This window comes from Enterobacter cloacae complex sp. 277I4, from assembly GCF_050031465.1.
Classification (GTDB): Bacteria; Pseudomonadota; Gammaproteobacteria; order Enterobacterales; family Enterobacteriaceae; genus Enterobacter; species Enterobacter cloacae.
Window position 1 is genome coordinate 3,760,731 of record NZ_JBLGWC010000001.1, and the last position, 16,207, is coordinate 3,776,937.

Consider the following 16,207-nt stretch of genomic DNA (forward strand, 5'->3'; position numbering starts at 1 on the left):
CAAACCTCAATTATTTTGCTTCACGTTTGCTTTTGTAATCCGCAATGGCGGCTTTGATCGCGTCTTCTGCCAGGATAGAACAGTGAATTTTCACCGGTGGCAGTTCGAGTTCTTCAGCAATATCCGTGTTCTTGATTGCCTGTGCCTCGTCCAGAGACTTGCCCTTCACCCACTCGGTGACCAGGGAGCTGGACGCGATAGCAGAACCGCAGCCGTAGGTCTTGAAGCGCGCGTCTTCAATGATACCTTCATTGTTGACTTTAATCTGCAACTTCATCACGTCGCCACAGGCTGGCGCGCCAACCATACCGCTACCTACGCTCTCGTCGCTGTTGTCAAAAGAGCCAACGTTGCGCGGGTTCTCGTAATGATCGATAACTTTTTCGCTGTATGCCATGATTGAATTCTCCTTATGTACCGATTAGTGATGTGACCATTCAATGCTGTTCAGATCCACGCCCTGCTTGAACATTTCCCACAGTGGAGAAAGGTCACGCAGACGGCCGATGGAGTTGCGAACCAGCTTGATGGTGTAGTCAATCTCTTCTTCGGTAGTGAAACGACCTAAAGAGAAACGGATAGAGCTGTGTGCCAGCTCGTCAGTCATACCCAGCGCGCGCAGCACGTAGGATGGCTCCAGGCTTGCAGACGTACAGGCAGAACCGGAAGAGACCGCCAGGTCTTTCAGCGCCATGATCAGCGATTCGCCTTCAACATAGTTGAAGCTCACGTTGAGGATGTTGGGTGCGCCCTGCTCGAGATCGCCGTTCAGATACACTTCTTCCATATCTTTCACGCCGTCCCACAGACGGTTACGGAGCGTGCGCAGGCGCGCCATCTCGGTTTCCATCTCTTCTTTCGCAATGCGGTAAGCTTCGCCCATGCCCACAATCTGGTGAACAGGCAGCGTACCGGAACGCATGCCGCGCTCATGACCGCCACCGTGCATCTGCGCTTCAATGCGGATACGTGGCTTACGACGAACGTACAGCGCGCCAATGCCTTTCGGGCCATAGATTTTGTGGCCGGAGAAGGACATCAGGTCGACTTTCAGCTGGCTCAGGTCGATTGGCAGTTTGCCCACGCTCTGAGTCGCGTCCACGTGGTAGATGATACCGCGGGCGCGGCACATTTCGCCGATGGTCGCGATATCCTGCACCACGCCGATTTCGTTGTTTACATGCATGATGGAAACCAGGATGGTGTCATCACGCATCGCCGCTTCGAGCTCTTTCAGGTCAATAATACCGTTGCTCTGTGGCGCCAGGTAAGTGACTTCAAAGCCTTCACGCTCGAGCTGACGGCAGGTGTCCAGCACAGCTTTATGTTCGGTTTTGCTGGTGATGATGTGCTTGCCTTTTTTCTGATAAAAGTTGGCTGCACCTTTGATCGCCAGGTTGTCGGATTCAGTCGCACCGGAGGTGAACACAATCTCACGCGGGTCGGCACCCACCAGGTCAGCAATCTGATTACGGGCGATATCTACCGCCTCTTCAGCATGCCAGCCAAAACGGTGTGAACGGGAAGCTGGGTTACCAAAGTTTCCGTCCAGGGTCAGACACTGCATCATTTTCTCGGCAACACGCGGGTCCACCGGCGTGGTTGCGGAGTAGTCGAGATAAATCGGTAATTTCATTGCTCTATAAACTCCGTACATCGCTTCAATGCAAGGAATCAGGCAACCGGCTGGATGTACGACCGAGTACACGGGGCAGCTTCGCCCCGGCCTGATTCTGAAATACTTATCTTTTTATTACGCGCGTAATTTAACGTCGATAGCGTCCTGCGCACGGGTGCTGCGTTGAGATTCCTGGCTGTGCTGACGGCCCGATACATCCAGAACTTCCTGGTTATTCACCAGTTCACCAAGGGTGATGTTGTTCAGGAAGCCGGTCAGGCGGTCGCTCAGATCGCGCCACAGCGCGTGGGTCAGGCACTTATCGCCGCCCTGGCAGCCACCTTTACCCTGGCAACGGGTCGCGTCAACGGATTCGTCAACCGCACTAATGACTTCGCCAACCGCAATACTGCCCGCGTCTTTACCCAGCAGATAACCGCCGCCTGGGCCACGAACGCTGGAAACCAGTCCATTTTTACGCAGTCTGGAGAACAGCTGTTCCAGATAAGAGAGGGAGATCCCTTGTCGTTCAGAAATATCAGCCAACGGAACCGGGCCCGCTTCGGAGTTGAGCGCAACGTCCAGCATCGCGGTTACGGCATAACGCCCTTTAGATGTCAGTCTCATGTCTTACTTAACCTCAAACTCGCCCCTGCCCGGGGTTTTTTATAGTAAAATGGGGTATTGCATAGCAGGGCCAAGTCTGACATTCCTGACTAAATTGGTCAACTATTTACTTGACTGTTTTAGTCAGGTATTTAACCTTCCGTGCCGTATTCTTTTGCCCGGCGGCGCTGCGCTTGCACGGGCCTACGGGTTTTGTAGGCCGGGTAAGCGCAGCGCCACCCGGCGAACAGACGACACTACTCTTTATTCTTCTGCTCAATCGACGCCAGAATCCCACGCAGGATGTTCAGCTCCTGGCTTTCCGGACGCGCACGGGTGAACAGACGACGCAGCTTATTCATCACCTGCCCCGGATGGCCTTCGCGGATAAAACCGGTAGAGAGCAGCGTCTGCTCCAGGTGACCATAGAAGCGCTCCAGATCGTCCACCAGCGGATAGGCGGTCTCTTCTTTCGGTTCTGCCACTTTCTCCTGGGTCGCCAGCCAGGCCATCCGCACTTCGTAGGCAATGACCTGTACCGCCATCGCCAGGTTCAGCGAGCTGTATTCCGGGTTCGCCGCAATTGCGACGTGGTAATGGCACTTCTGCAGTTCGTCATTGGTCAGGCCGACGCGCTCACGCCCAAACACCAGCGCCACAGGCGCCTGTTCCGCTTCTGAGACACTTTTCAGGCCGCATTCGCGCGGGTCGAGCATTGGCCACGGCAGCGTACGGGAACGCGCGCTGGTACCGACGACCAGACTGCAACCCGCCAGCGCTTCGTCCAGGGTATCAACAATTTGCGCGTTGCCAATCACGTCGCTGGCACCGGCGGCCAGTGCGATGGCCTGAGAGTCCGGTTTCACCAGCGGATTAACCAGCCACAGATTCGTTAAGCCCATGGTTTTCATAGCGCGGGCAACGGAGCCCATATTGCCGGTATGCGATGTTTCGACCAGCACGATTCGAATGTTTTGCAGCATAGTTTTGGATGTCTGAATTCAGTGTCTAAAGAATATTCGGGCATATTATCATAAACGAGAGACATATTCCGATCCCGCTGCTATACTCTGCGCCGATTTTCCTGTTCTTTAACATCCAGTGAGAGAGACCGATGCATCCGATGCTGACCATCGCCGTGCGCGCAGCGCGCAAGGCGGGTAATGTAATTGCCAAACACTACGAAACGCCAGACTCCGTAGAAACCAGCCAGAAAGGCAGCAATGATTTCGTGACTAACGTCGATAAAGCCGCAGAAGCGATTATTATCGAAACGATCCGCAAATCTTACCCACAGCACACCATCATCACCGAAGAAAGCGGTGAACATGAAGGTACCGATCAGGATGTTCAATGGGTTATCGATCCACTGGATGGCACCACCAACTTCGTTAAACGCCTGCCACACTTCTCTGTGTCTATCGCAGTACGCATTAAAGGCCGTACTGAAGTTGCCGTTGTTTATGATCCAATGCGTAACGAACTGTTCACCGCTACCCGCGGTCAGGGCGCGCAGCTGAACGGTTACCGTCTGCGCTGCAGCAATGCACGCGATCTGGACGGCACCATTCTGGCGACCGGTTTCCCGTTCAAGGCGAAACAGCACGCAACCACCTACATGAATATCCTCGGCAAACTGTTCACCGAATGCGCGGACTTCCGTCGCACCGGCTCTGCCGCGTTGGATCTGGCCTACGTGGCGACCGGCCGCGTTGACGGTTACTTCGAACTGGCGCTTAAGCCGTGGGACTTTGCTGCGGGCGAGCTGATCGCGCGTGAAGCAGGCGCACTGGTATGCGATTTCACCGGCGGCCATAACTATATGTCTACCGGCAACATCGTTGCAGGTAACCCACGCGTTGTTAAAGCCATGCTGGCAAACATGCGTGATGAACTGAGCGATGCGCTGAAGCGTTAATCCCGGTAATTCCCTCTCCCTGTGGGAGAGGGTCAGGGTGAGGGCATCAGACCGCACCCTACTAAAACGGCCGCAATCCCCTTCCCACCGGCATCGCACTCATCCACATCGTCACCGCCGCTACCAGCAGAATCACCCCGCCCGCCAGCGCGAGCGTCGTCCAGCCTACCTGTCGCCACAGCACCGGCGTCTTATTGCCGCTGAGTTTTACCGCCAGTTGACGGAAGCTGTGAACCAGTAATGCCAGTGACGAAATGGTCAGGGACGTTCCTGCCGCCATAGCCAGCGCAGAGAGCATGCCCCAGCCGAATACGCCAATCACTTTGCTGAACAGCAGCACCATGATCGCGCCTGAACATGGTCGCATCCCCATTGAAAGAACAATCATCACCCGCGCACGCCAGTCGTCGCCGCTCTGCAACTGCGCCTGCGTAGGCAGATGCTGATGTCCGCAGCCGCAGTGGGCATCATGGACATGATGTGGCGTAAAGGATTTGAAGGTTGGCTTTTGCAGCAGTACGCGCAGTTTTTTCAGCGCCCGCCAGCAGAGGATCACCCCCAGCACGCCCACCAGCGCATAACTTCCCTTCTCCAGCCAGAAACTGCTCAGGTGCAGCTGACGAGCGGGAAGCTGTAACAGCGAGAGGACGACCACTACCAGCCCGATAGCGACGCCGCCCTGCAGCAGCGAAGAGGCCAGTGTCAGACCGATGCTCGATTTCAGCTTCGAGGGATGGGTGGCAAGCCAGGTAGCGATCACAATCTTGCCGTGCCCCGGCCCCAGCGCATGCAGCACCCCGTAGACAAAACTGAATGCCAGCAGGGAACCACCTGCTTTTGTTGGGTTATCCGCCACCGCCTTGAGTAGTCCACTCATCTGCTGGTTAACGTCACGCTGCCAGAGAATGCTTTTCATCATAACCTGCGGCCAGGCCTGCCATAACCACAGCGCGCCGCACACGGCCAACAATAAAAAAAGCGCCAGCGGCCAGAGATGAAGCCAGCGACGTGGTTTGCGGGCGGAAGAGGCGATCACTGACATTGTAACGTCACCTGCTGTGCAAACTGTTTACCCAGTTCCATATCTTCAGGAGGGGCATCCTCTTTATCCAGAGAGACGGCGAAGTTGAGCGTCTCTTCGCTGGGTTTTGGCGTATGAACAGCGAGTTTGCAGGATTTTTGCAGGGTAGTCGGTAGCGTCACGTCACTCTCCTTCGCATAGCTCATATCGACGTAATAGGTGGGGTCGAAGGTGGAAAAGGTATACGTCTGTCCTGCCAGCGGCTGAGGATGCGCCAGCGGGAGAACAAACGTCAGCACCGCCTGATGACCGTCGCGCGACATGCCGTACTCCGTCGGGCGATTCATAAACTTCACCTTTTGTCCGTTATGCCAGAACTCGGTGAAGTAGTGCTGTCCCAGCACGTTGGCCATCACCTCCGCCGCCAGCTTTTTCCAGATCTCATCGCCTGGCTTTGCATTTCCCGCGTCATACAGGAGATCGGCCGAGGTGATTTCATCCATCGTCCAGCGCATTTTCAGGCCGCTCAACTGGGTTCCGTCAGTCACCAGCTCGGTTTTGAGACTGATAAAACTGTGAGGATGCGCGCCGGCGGTGAAAGTGATAACCGCCAAAAATAACGCCATCGCGCTGTGTTTAACTGTTTGCATCAATTCCTCACGTCAAAAATTCTGTGATGTTCGCCAGCAATCCTGAGTGAAAGGGCTGCCGGTACGCTTTTCAGCGTCGATCCTTTAGCTATTCTTACCAGACATTCACACTGGATACCCAACAGATGATGACAACGCTTGAAATTCCATCTGTGCTTTCCAGTTCGCAGCGCCGCTGCCAGGTGCTTTTGATGCTTTACCTGCCCGATGCTGCCGTCACCGCACAGAGCATAATCGCAACCAACGGCGTGGACGACGCCATGGCACGGCAAGATATAGCCGAGACGCGCGATGAAATCCAGCGCTATCACCGGCTGGACATTGTCACGCACCATGACGGCAGCTACCGGATTGAAGGCACGGTCCTGAATCAGCGTTTATGTCTGCTGCACTGGCTGCGCAGGGCGCTCCGCCTGTGCCCACATTTTGTTTCGCAACAGTTTACCCCGGCGCTTAAAACCGCGCTTAAACAGCAGGGCATCGCGCGTCCGCTTTATGACGATACGAATCTGCGGGCGTTGATCAGCTTCTGTTCGCGAAAGCTACAGCGCCCCTTTGACTGCCGTGACGTGCAGTTTTTACAGCTCTTCTTGCAGTATTGTTTGATCCAGCATCACCAGGGCAATACGCCGCAGTTTTCCCCCATTCAGCGCAGCTGGACACAGTCGCGAGGGGAATACTTTACGGCGCAGGAAATTGTGCGTCACTGGAAACGCCGCGTGCCGCAGGGCACCCACAGCGACGAACAACTGTTCCTCGCGCTGCTGTTTATGATGCTGCGCACGCCCGATCCGGTGCTCGATAAACATCAGCAGGATCAGCGTCTGCGCCGGGCCATCGTGCGGATGATTGCCCGTTTTCGCGCCCAGACAGGAATGAACTTCAGCGATGAACAAGGGCTGACCGATCAGCTCTACGTTCATCTGGCACAGGCGCTGGACCGGTCGCTGTTTGAGATCGGCATCGACAACAGCCTGCCAGAAGAGATCCATCGCCTTTATCCCCGTCTGTTACGCACCACCAAGGAGGCGTTGTTTGAGCTGGAGGCGGAGTTTGGCCTGCGTTTTTCTGATGAAGAGATGAGTCTGGTGGCGGTGATTTTTGGCGCCTGGCTGATGCAGGAGACCGATCTGCACGAAAAACAGGTGGTGTTATTAACCGGAGAGGATAAATCCTGTGAAGAGGTGATTGAACAGCAGCTGCGCGAACTAACGCTGCTGCCGCTCAATATTCGTTATCTGACGCTGCAGGCTTTTCAGAAAGAGGGGGCTCCGCGCGAAGCGGCGCTGGTCATTACCCCCTACCCCACCGCCCTGCCCCTGTTCTCGCCGCCGCTGATCCACGCCGTGGAATCGCTGAACGCACAGCAGCAAGAACATATTCGCGCTATGCTGGAATCGTAGTCAGGCGCGCGCGGCCACTTTCGGGCGAATAAACATCGCCGGTAGCGCGACCAGTGCCATTACCCAGAACACGCCGTGTCCCAGATGTTGATACAGGAAGCCCGCAAAGACCGTCATCACGGCAATGCTGCCGCCCATCGCCACCGCAGAATAGACCGCCTGCAAGCGAATCACATCCCCGCCTTCACGCGCGGCGATATAGCGCATGGCCGCCAGATGGCAGACGGTAAAGGTGCCGCAGTGCAGAATTTGCGCCACGATCAGCCAGGGCAGTTCGGTCGTCCAGCCCATAATGCCCCACCGCGCCACGCCACACACGGCGGAGAGCAGCAGCAGGTCGCGCGCGCCGAAGCGGCGGAACAGTTTCTTGCTGAGCGCAAAGATAATCACTTCGGCCACCACGCCAAGCGACCACAGGTAGCCCACGGCAGAGGCAGAGTAACCGGCGCCCTGCCAGTAAATGGCGCTGAAGCCGTAATACGCCGCGTGCGCCCCCTGAAGCAGGCAGACGCAGGCCAGAAAACGCCAGCTTTGCGCCACCAGGCTTCGCCAGGCGGGCCAGCCTGCGCTTTCCTGATGGCGGCTTTCGCCTTGCGGCATGACTGACGGTCGCAGCAGCATGCCCAGCAACATCGAGGCGATACCGATGCTTAACAGGGCAAGAATGGCGCGGTAATCGTAAAGACTGACCAGTTTCCCCACCAGCGCAGAGCCAATCACAAACGCAATGGAGCCCCACAGGCGCACGCGACCGTAGTCCATGGTGATCTGCTTTTGCCAGGTGTTTGCCAGGGCGTCCGTCAGGGGAACCAGCGGGGAGAAGAACAGGTTAAAGCCGACCATCACCACCATCAGCCAGGCAAACTGATGGCTAACCCAGAAGCAGGCCACAAAGACCAGCGTTAACAAGGCAAGAATACGCACCGCTTTGATGAGTAAGGAGGGATCGCTGACGCGCGGTGCAATCAGCAGGCTGCCAAGGAAACGCGCCACCAGCCCCGCCCCCAGCAGGACACCGATGGTTTCCGGAGTAAGGCCAATTCCCTTGAGCCAGACGCTCCAGAAAGGCAGAAAAATACCGTAACTAAAGAAATAGGTGAAATAGCTGAGCGCCAGCCAGCGCGTGGAATGCAAGACCATGAATCCCTCCCGAAATGGAGGCCATAGTCTGGCGAGAATATAAAAATTAAGCAAGTAGATAGCCTGCTATAAATTAACGAAAAATTAACATTCAGTGCAATCGTCTGGCTTATGGCAGGGAACGAAAATGTGTATTACGTTTAAATTACTCCACTTGCAGAGGTTTTCTGCCATGAACTCACTTCGCTATTTCGATTTCGGTCAGTCACGCCACCTGTTGTTGTTGATTGCCCGTATCGCGCTTGTCGTACTCTTTATTATCTTCGGCTATCCAAAACTGACGGGGTTTAACGGCACCGTACAATATATGACGTCGCTTGGCGCGCCAATGCCCATGCTGGCGGCCATTATCGCCGTGGTGATGGAAGTCCCTGCCGCCATCCTGATCGTGCTGGGCTTTTTCACCCGCCCTCTCGCCGTACTGTTTGTGTTCTACACGCTGGGCACGGCAGTTATTGGTCACCATTACTGGGACATGACCGGGGATGCGGTTGTGCCGAATATGATTAATTTCTACAAGAACGTCAGTATTGCGGGCGCATTTATCCTGCTGGCCATTGTGGGACCGGGAGCAATATCCCTCGACCGACGTTAAGACATAAAAAAAGGCCGCAAACGCGGCCTTTTTATTTCTGCTAAGCAGAAGAATTATGCGTATACCGGGAAGCGTGCGCAGATATCCAGAACTTTCGCTTTTACGCGCTCAATAACCGCTTCGTCATTGATATTGTCCAGAACGTCACACATCCAGCCAGCCAGCTCTTTCACTTCCGCTTCTTTGAAACCGCGGCGAGTAACAGCCGGAGAACCGATACGGATACCGGAGGTCACGAACGGACTCTTCGGATCGTTTGGTACGCTGTTTTTGTTCACGGTGATGTTGGCGCGGCCCAGGGCGGCGTCAGCTTCTTTACCGGTCAGGTTCTTATCAACCAGATCCAGCAGGAACAGGTGGTTTTCAGTACCGCCGGACACCACTTTGTAACCACGGTCCAGGAACACTTCCACCATCGCTTTGGCGTTTTTGGCAACCTGCTGCTGGTAGACTTTGAACTCTGGCTCCATCGCTTCTTTCAGCGCGACGGCTTTTGCCGCGATCACGTGCATCAGCGGGCCGCCCTGTGCGCTTGGGAACACAGCGGAGTTCAGTTTTTTGTACAGCTCTTCATCGCCACCTTTCGCCAGGATCAGGCCACCGCGTGGACCCGCCAGGGTTTTGTGCGTGGTGGTGGTCACAACGTGAGCATGAGGAACCGGGTTCGGGTAAACGCCTGCGGCGATAAGACCGGCAACGTGCGCCATATCCACGAACAGGTAAGCACCGATGCTGTCTGCGATTTCACGCATTTTTGCCCAGTCAACGATACCGGAGTAAGCAGAGAAACCACCGATGATCATCTTCGGCTTGTGCTCTTTAGCCTGCTTCGCCATGTCTTCGTAGTCAATTTTGCCTGACTCATCAATACCGTAAGGGATGATGTTGTACAGTTTGCCAGAGAAGTTTACCGGGGAGCCGTGAGTCAGGTGACCGCCCTGCGCCAGGTTCATACCCAGAACGGTATCGCCCGGCTGCAGCAGCGCGGTGTAGACCGCGAAGTTTGCCTGAGAGCCGGAGTGCGGCTGGACGTTAGCGTAGTCAGCGCCGAAGAGTTCTTTCGCACGGTCAATCGCCAGTTGCTCAACGATATCAACGTACTCGCAACCGCCGTAGTAGCGCTTGCCCGGATAACCTTCAGCATATTTGTTGGTCAGCTGAGAACCCTGCGCCTGCATGACGCGCGGGCTGGTGTAGTTCTCGGAGGCGATCAGTTCGATGTGCTCTTCCTGACGTACTTTTTCCTGCTCCATAGCCTGCCACAGTTCGGCATCATAATCGGCAATGTTCATTTCACGCTTTAACATCCGCATCTCCTGACTCAGCTAACAAGTAAAATTTGGCCTGAAAAGGCAGTCCTGTTGGACGACGGGCAACAGTATAACTGAATAGTTCTGTGATAACAGGTCTTGACAAACGATTTTACGCAAACGTTTTCCTTCACGCCACGCAAGGGTTTGAGGAATAAAGCCCTCGTCATTTTCAACGGATTTCTTTTCAGGTTTGTGATGCATATATTTCATCTCGCAAAGAACCATTTACATCGCAGGGTTATTTTTATAAGATGCATTTAAAATACATCATTAAGTTCACATCAGAAGGACGCGCTCATGCTCGACGCTCAAACCATCGCTACCGTTAAAGCCACCATTCCCCTGCTGGTGGAGACAGGCCCTAAGCTCACCGCTCATTTCTACGACCGCATGTTCGCGCACAACCCGGAGTTGAAAGAGATTTTCAACATGAGTAACCAGCGTAACGGCGATCAGCGGGAAGCGCTTTTCAATGCCATCGCGGCCTACGCCAGCAACATTGAAAATCTGCCAGCCCTGCTGCCTGCGGTGGAGAAAATCGCGCAGAAGCATACCAGTTTCCAAATCAAACCCGAGCAGTACAACATTGTGGGCGGTCACCTGCTGGCGACGCTGGACGAGATGTTCAGCCCGGGTCAGGAGGAACTGGACGCCTGGGGCAAAGCTTACGGCGTGCTGGCAAATGTCTTTATCAACCGTGAAGCGCAGATCTACAGCGAAAACGCCAGCAAGAACGGTGGCTGGGAAGGGACCCGCGCCTTTCGCATTGTTGAGAAAACGCCGCGTAGCGCGCTGATTACCAGTTTTGAGTTCGAGCCGGTGGATGGTCAACCCGTTGCCGATTATCAGCCGGGGCAGTATCTCGGCGTCTGGCTGAAGCCTGAAGGTTTCCCGCATCAGGAGATCCGCCAGTACTCCCTCACCCGTAAGCCAAACGGCAAAGGCTACCGTATTGCGGTGAAACGCGAGGACGGCGGTCAGGTTTCCAGCTGGCTGCATAACGAAGCCAGCGTGGGCGACGTGGTTCATCTGGCTGCGCCGGCGGGCGATTTCTTTATGGCCGTTGAGGCAAATACCCCGGTGACGCTGATCTCTGCGGGTGTGGGTCAAACGCCAATGCTGGCGATGCTGGACACGCTGGCGAAATCCAGCCACAGCGCGCAGGTTAACTGGTTCCACGCCGCTGAAAACGGGGATGTGCACGCCTTTGCTGATGAGGTGAAAACGCTGGGTGCTATCCTGCCGCGTTTCACCGCGCACACCTGGTATCGTCTGCCAACGGATGCCGATCGTACAGCGGCCCGCTTTGACAGCGAAGGGTTGATGGATTTACGCCAGCATGAAGGTGCGTTCAGCGCGCCGGAGATGCAGTTCTACGTCTGCGGTCCGGTGGCGTTTATGCAGTATGCCGCGAAACAGCTGGTTGAACTGGGCGTCAATAAAGACAACATCCATTACGAATGTTTTGGACCGCATAAAGTGCTGTAATACAAAAAGCCCCTCGAACGAGGGGCTTTTTTTGCCGGATGGCGGCTGCGCCTGACCCGGTCTGCAAAACCGCTGACAATGTTAAATCGCAGCGTCGTCTTCTTCGCCGGTACGGATACGGATGACGCGCGCCACGTCAAAGACGAAGATTTTACCGTCGCCAATTTTACCCGTTTGCGCCGTACGGATAATGGTATCCACACAGGTATCGACAATATCGTCGCTTACCACGATTTCAATTTTCACTTTCGGCAGAAAGTCCACCATGTACTCTGCACCACGGTAAAGCTCGGTGTGGCCCTTCTGACGACCAAAACCTTTCACCTCGGTCACGGTCATACCGGTGATGCCCACTTCCGCCAGCGCTTCACGTACATCATCCAGTTTGAAAGGTTTAATAATCGCATCAATCTTTTTCATGGTGGGTCCTTAAACTCTTGCCTGTAAGCTGCGTCGTAATCGATTGCTCACAGTATCATATTCATTCGAAGTTTGCGGTACTACTCTTTAAAATCGTTGGCTTCCAGTTCATGGCGTGACAGCAGCTTATAGAACTCGGTGCGGTTGCGTCCGGCCATGCGTGCCGCGTGGGTCACGTTACCTTTGGTGATCTGCAACAGCTTACGCAGATAGTTTAGCTCGAACTGGTTACGCGCTTCGGCAAACGTCGGCAGTGCCGTGTTCTCGCCTTCCAGCGCCTGCTCGACCAGCGCGTCACTGATGACAGGTGACGACGTCAGCGCCACGCACTGCTCTATCACGTTGACCAGCTGACGCACGTTTCCCGGCCAGCTTGCGGCCATCAGCCGCTTCATCGCATCGGTGGAAAACGCCCGCACAAACGGTTTGTGGCGATCCGCAGACTGGCGCAGCAGGTGATTCGCCAGCAAAGGGATATCTTCCGCACGCTCGGCCAGCGCCGGAATTTTCAGGTTCACGACGTTCAGGCGGTAGTAGAGATCTTCACGAAACTCATTGCGCGCCATCACCTTCGGTAAATCACGGTGCGTGGCGGAGATGATGCGCACGTTAATGTCGATATCGCGGTTGCTGCCCAACGGGCGCACTTTTCGCTCCTGCAGCACGCGCAGTAATTTGACCTGCAGCGGTGCAGGCATGTCGCCAATCTCGTCCAGGAAAAGCGTACCGCCTTCCGCCGCCTGGAATAGGCCTTCCCGACTGCTGACTGCACCGGTGAACGCACCGCGGGCGTGGCCGAACAGTTCAGATTCGAGCAGTTGTTCAGGCAGTGCGCCGCAGTTAATGGCAATAAAGGCGTTTTTGCTGCGTGGGCTGGCATTATGGATGGCCTGTGCCAGGATCTCTTTCCCGGTGCCACTCTGCCCGTTAATCAGGACGCTGACGTCAGACTGCGCCACCATCCGGGCCTGTTCCAGCAGACGCAGCATGATGGGGCTACGCGTGACAATAGGCTCCCGCCACGCCTCATCGCTCGACGGGGCAGCATGTTCCAGCGCACTGTCGATGGCCTTATACAGCGCGTCTTTGTCCACCGGCTTGGTCAGGAAGCTGAAAACCCCCTGCTGTGTCGCCGCGACGGCATCCGGGATCGAGCCGTGCGCCGTCAGGATAATCACCGGCATGCCCGGCTGCTGCTTCTGGATCTCTGCGAACAACTGCAGGCCATCCATTTCATCCATCCGCAGGTCGCTTATCACCAGGTCAATTTTCTCCCGGGCGAGAATTTTCAGCCCCTCCAGCCCGCTTTCAGCCGTCACGACGCTGTAGCCTTCACTGACCAGACGCATTCCCAACAACTTGAGCAAACCGGGATCGTCATCCACCAGCAGGAGATGGGCAGGTTTACGGCTCGTCATGCTTCACATCCTCTTGTTTCGGTGTATCGCTGTCCGGTGCAGCAGATGAACTCCCAGGCTGATATTTACGCGACGAGAGCTGTCTTTCGATATCGGTCAGGTTCTCCAGCTTACGGGTCGTGGTATCCAGTTGCGTACGCAAATGTTGTTGCTGTTGACGCAGGGTATCCAGCTCGCTGTCGGTTGACTGTTGTAGCTTGCTGTAACGGGAGCGCTCTTCAGACAGCTGAAGTTGTAATGTCTGCCCATCGCGCCAGAGCTGATAAACAGGGCGTACCTGAGCGGGAAGATATGCCACAAAGTTGTCGAGCCGCGTGACGTTCGTGCGTCGTTCGACAGGGGTAATTTTGGCATCCCCAAGCAATATTCCGCGCTTGAAGGCGTCCTGCCAGGTATCGTCGTCCAGCATCGCCGCTTTTGAGCGGGCTTCAACCGGAGCCAGACGCTGCGCGCAGTCTATTCCGCGTAGCCAGAACAGAGGATTGGTTTCGACGTCATGCCCCGACAGGTTCCAGATGTCGTCGCAGCGGGTTGAGAGAAAATCTGCCAGCTGATTCTCTGGCCATTTATCTTCCTGTTTATCGCTAATGGCACTTTTTGGCACATGGGAAACACACCCCGCCAGCAATAAACAAGGCAGGCTCAGGCGCAACGTTTTACGGGAAAACACCGCGCGTATGGCGCGGAAAAAGACGTGTGACATACTCACCAGACATAGCTTCATTTTATTGGTTTTTCCGGCTCAGGGGCAGTTCGATACGGAAGCAAACATCGGAACGTTCATCCGTGACAATGTTTAGCTCCCCCTGCATGCGTCGTATACAGTCCCGGGCGATACTTAACCCCAGACCGCTTCCTTTAACCGCACCTTTTCGCTGATGACTTCCCTGGAAGAAGGGTTCAAATATCATCTCTCTTTCGTCATCGGGGATCGGGGTGCCGGTGTTGGCGACATCAATAAAGACCCGTGAACCATTCGTATAGCTTCGGATATAAATGTTACCGGATTCAGTACCATAGTGCACCGCATTGGAATAAAGATTATCCAGAACGCTCATCAATAACATCGGTTCAGCCAGGCAGGTTGGCTCATTCAGCGTCACCCCGGTATGCATCATTTTAGCTCTTGCAGGCAAGCTGTGGGCAGAGATCACCATATCCACCAGCGGCTCAATCTCGACATTTTCAAGGACGACCGCTCCATCCGCCAGCTTGCGGTTATAATCGAGCAGTTGCTCAATTAATTTCTGCAGATTGCGGCTGCTGGCGTCGAGGATCTCAACAATCTCTTTCTGCTCCACCGTCATCGGCCCCGCCACTTCGTCTGCCAGCAATTCCGTGCCTTCGCGCATGCTGGCCAGCGGCGTTTTAAGCTCGTGGGAAATATGACGTAAAAACTGGTGACGCTGGGATTCCAGCCACGACAGGCGCTCCGAAAGCCAGATAATCCGCTGCCCCACGGAACGCAACTCGCGCGGGCCTTTAAAGGCCACCGTATCGCCCAGTGATTTCCCCTCCCCCAGACGATTGATCATCCGCTGGATGCCCTTCACCGGGCCGATGATCATTCGGGTAAAAAGTAACACCAGCGCGAGGCTGACCAGGAACAGCACCAGCGCCTGCCAGCCAAAGAACTGACCGCGTTCGGCAATCTCCTGCTGCAGTTGCTGACCGCGAGAGAAAATCACCGCACGGGTAGACTGCACCATCTCAGCATTGGCATTGGCAAAGGCTTCAAGGCGAGCGGCTGCGGCGGCATCAGGGCCACTGTTCTTACACTGCAACTGGGCCAGATCGTTCAAATCCTGACGTAATGCCTGGTAGAGCTTATCGTCCGGCAACACGCCGGCATGCGCATCCAGCATCTCGCTATAGCGTTTACGCTGATTCTGGTAGACCTTTTCCAGCGTGCGATCGTCAAGCACGCAATACTGACGATAGCTACGCTCCATCTCCAGCGCGGCGTTGGTCATCGCCTCACTGCGTCTGGCGTCAATGAGCGTCGTGCGGTTAGTCAGTGCCGCCTGAGCACTGAGCGCGTTCAGGCTTTGCCACGCCTGCCAGGCCAGGATCAGTAAAGGCAGCAGGATCAGCAAAAAGGCCATCATTACGAGTTGACGCAGGGAATGGGGGAAAACGGGCCAGCGTTTCAACGCATTACTCTCTTTGAATGGGTTTGAGGAGAGCGTAACTGAGTCTGCCCTTCAGATACAACAAAGCCGGGTAAAAACCCGGCTTTGTCATGGAATGAGGCGGTGCCTAACTCGACGTTTCGCCCTGTCCTGATAAAGCAACGCTATGATCAGTAGTTGGACGGCAGGCACCTTTTTGTGCGTCATTCGAAGTTTATGTAGCACGTCCCGAAGGGGCTGACATAAGAAGGTGAATGAGCCACTGATTAATATTATGCAATAGATGTGCCAGAATGCAAATAAATATATTATCGCATTGATATTTATATAATTTATGGGTTTCCACCGTTAATTGCTCGCTGAATGATTTCCAGGCTAAGTGTCGCTAATCAGCAACACCTTAACGGGAACCGCCCCTGCCATATATAAATCAATGAGTTAAATGTCTCCTTTTGGAGACAGTGGCATGACGGGTCTGTCGCGAA

Annotated in this window: 16 protein-coding genes; 4 read left to right on the plus strand and 12 right to left on the minus strand. The window is 55.0% G+C overall.

Features of this window, described 5'->3' with window-relative positions; translation table 11 throughout:
- Positions 1–10: 10 nt before the first annotated feature.
- From iscU to trmJ, 4 genes are all read right to left on the minus strand, one after another.
- Positions 11–397 carry a Fe-S cluster assembly scaffold IscU gene (iscU, locus tag ACQG19_RS18275; RefSeq protein ID WP_003860661.1) on the minus strand — a complete coding sequence of 129 codons (387 nt, stop codon included), beginning with the start codon at positions 395–397 and terminating at the stop codon, positions 11–13.
- Between the two features lie 24 nt (positions 398–421).
- Positions 422–1,636, minus strand: a complete 1,215-nt coding sequence (gene iscS / locus ACQG19_RS18280; protein WP_003860663.1) for a cysteine desulfurase — start codon at positions 1,634–1,636, stop codon at positions 422–424.
- Positions 1,637–1,753: 117 nt separating this feature from the next.
- Positions 1,754–2,245, minus strand: coding sequence for a Fe-S cluster assembly transcriptional regulator IscR (gene iscR, locus ACQG19_RS18285; RefSeq protein ID WP_013098294.1), 492 nt, complete (start codon positions 2,243–2,245; stop codon positions 1,754–1,756).
- A 236-nt stretch (positions 2,246–2,481) separates the two neighbouring features.
- The gene (trmJ, locus tag ACQG19_RS18290; protein ID WP_013098295.1) at positions 2,482–3,207 is read right to left on the minus strand and encodes a tRNA (cytosine(32)/uridine(32)-2'-O)-methyltransferase TrmJ; all 726 of its coding nucleotides are present in this window, start codon (positions 3,205–3,207) and stop codon (positions 2,482–2,484) included.
- Positions 3,208–3,338: 131 nt separating this feature from the next.
- Here trmJ and suhB point away from each other — a divergent pair, with 131 nt between their 5' ends.
- Entirely contained in the window at positions 3,339–4,142 is an 804-nt protein-coding gene (gene suhB / locus ACQG19_RS18295) for an inositol-1-monophosphatase (protein ID WP_013098296.1), read from the plus strand.
- Between the two features lie 61 nt (positions 4,143–4,203).
- On the opposite strand, the gene ACQG19_RS18300 is transcribed toward suhB, so the two are convergent.
- Together ACQG19_RS18300 and ACQG19_RS18305 are read right to left on the minus strand one after the other, a co-directional pair.
- Positions 4,204–5,184, minus strand: coding sequence for a nickel/cobalt transporter (locus ACQG19_RS18300; protein ID WP_246932001.1), 981 nt, complete (start codon positions 5,182–5,184; stop codon positions 4,204–4,206).
- Positions 5,175–5,813: a DUF1007 family protein gene (locus ACQG19_RS18305; protein ID WP_023620117.1), complete on the minus strand. Its 639-nt coding sequence runs from the start codon at positions 5,811–5,813 to the stop codon at positions 5,175–5,177. The genes ACQG19_RS18300 and ACQG19_RS18305 overlap by 10 nt, the downstream gene beginning before the upstream one ends.
- A gap of 125 nt (positions 5,814–5,938) precedes the next feature.
- Here ACQG19_RS18305 and csiE point away from each other — a divergent pair, with 125 nt between their 5' ends.
- A complete protein-coding gene (gene csiE / locus ACQG19_RS18310; protein ID WP_246932003.1) occupies positions 5,939–7,216 on the plus strand; it encodes a stationary phase inducible protein CsiE in 1,278 nt (425 codons plus the stop codon).
- Here csiE and ACQG19_RS18315 read toward each other — a convergent pair whose 3' ends face one another.
- Positions 7,217–8,356 (minus strand): 3-phenylpropionate MFS transporter, encoded by a 1,140-nt coding sequence (locus ACQG19_RS18315; RefSeq protein WP_013098300.1) that lies wholly within the window; start codon positions 8,354–8,356, stop codon positions 7,217–7,219. It abuts the gene before it with no gap.
- Between the two features lie 172 nt (positions 8,357–8,528).
- Between ACQG19_RS18315 and ACQG19_RS18320 the strand changes: the two genes are divergently transcribed.
- Complete coding sequence (locus tag ACQG19_RS18320) at positions 8,529–8,951, plus strand: DoxX family protein (protein ID WP_013098301.1); 423 nt, start codon at positions 8,529–8,531, stop codon at positions 8,949–8,951.
- Positions 8,952–9,004: 53 nt separating this feature from the next.
- Here the strand turns inward: ACQG19_RS18320 and glyA are convergent, their stop codons facing one another.
- The gene (glyA, locus tag ACQG19_RS18325; RefSeq protein ID WP_058650752.1) at positions 9,005–10,258 is read right to left on the minus strand and encodes a serine hydroxymethyltransferase; all 1,254 of its coding nucleotides are present in this window, start codon (positions 10,256–10,258) and stop codon (positions 9,005–9,007) included.
- A 303-nt stretch (positions 10,259–10,561) separates the two neighbouring features.
- Here glyA and hmpA point away from each other — a divergent pair, with 303 nt between their 5' ends.
- Positions 10,562–11,752: an NO-inducible flavohemoprotein gene (gene hmpA / locus ACQG19_RS18330; protein WP_246932005.1), complete on the plus strand. Its 1,191-nt coding sequence runs from the start codon at positions 10,562–10,564 to the stop codon at positions 11,750–11,752.
- A gap of 81 nt (positions 11,753–11,833) precedes the next feature.
- Here hmpA and glnB read toward each other — a convergent pair whose 3' ends face one another.
- The 4 genes from glnB to qseE form a co-directional block, all read right to left on the minus strand.
- On the minus strand, positions 11,834–12,172 hold the full coding sequence (gene glnB / locus ACQG19_RS18335; protein WP_003860685.1) for a nitrogen regulatory protein P-II: 339 nt from the start codon (positions 12,170–12,172) through the stop codon (positions 11,834–11,836).
- An 80-nt stretch (positions 12,173–12,252) separates the two neighbouring features.
- Complete coding sequence (gene glrR / locus ACQG19_RS18340) at positions 12,253–13,590, minus strand: two-component system response regulator GlrR (protein WP_013098304.1); 1,338 nt, start codon at positions 13,588–13,590, stop codon at positions 12,253–12,255.
- Positions 13,577–14,314 (minus strand): two-component system QseEF-associated lipoprotein QseG, encoded by a 738-nt coding sequence (gene qseG, locus ACQG19_RS18345; protein ID WP_040023388.1) that lies wholly within the window; start codon positions 14,312–14,314, stop codon positions 13,577–13,579. Before qseG ends, glrR begins: the two co-directional genes overlap by 14 nt.
- A gap of 1 nt (position 14,315) precedes the next feature.
- Positions 14,316–15,743, minus strand: coding sequence for a two component system sensor histidine kinase QseE/GlrK (gene qseE, locus ACQG19_RS18350; protein WP_246932006.1), 1,428 nt, complete (start codon positions 15,741–15,743; stop codon positions 14,316–14,318).
- Positions 15,744–16,207: the final 464 nt, after the last annotated feature.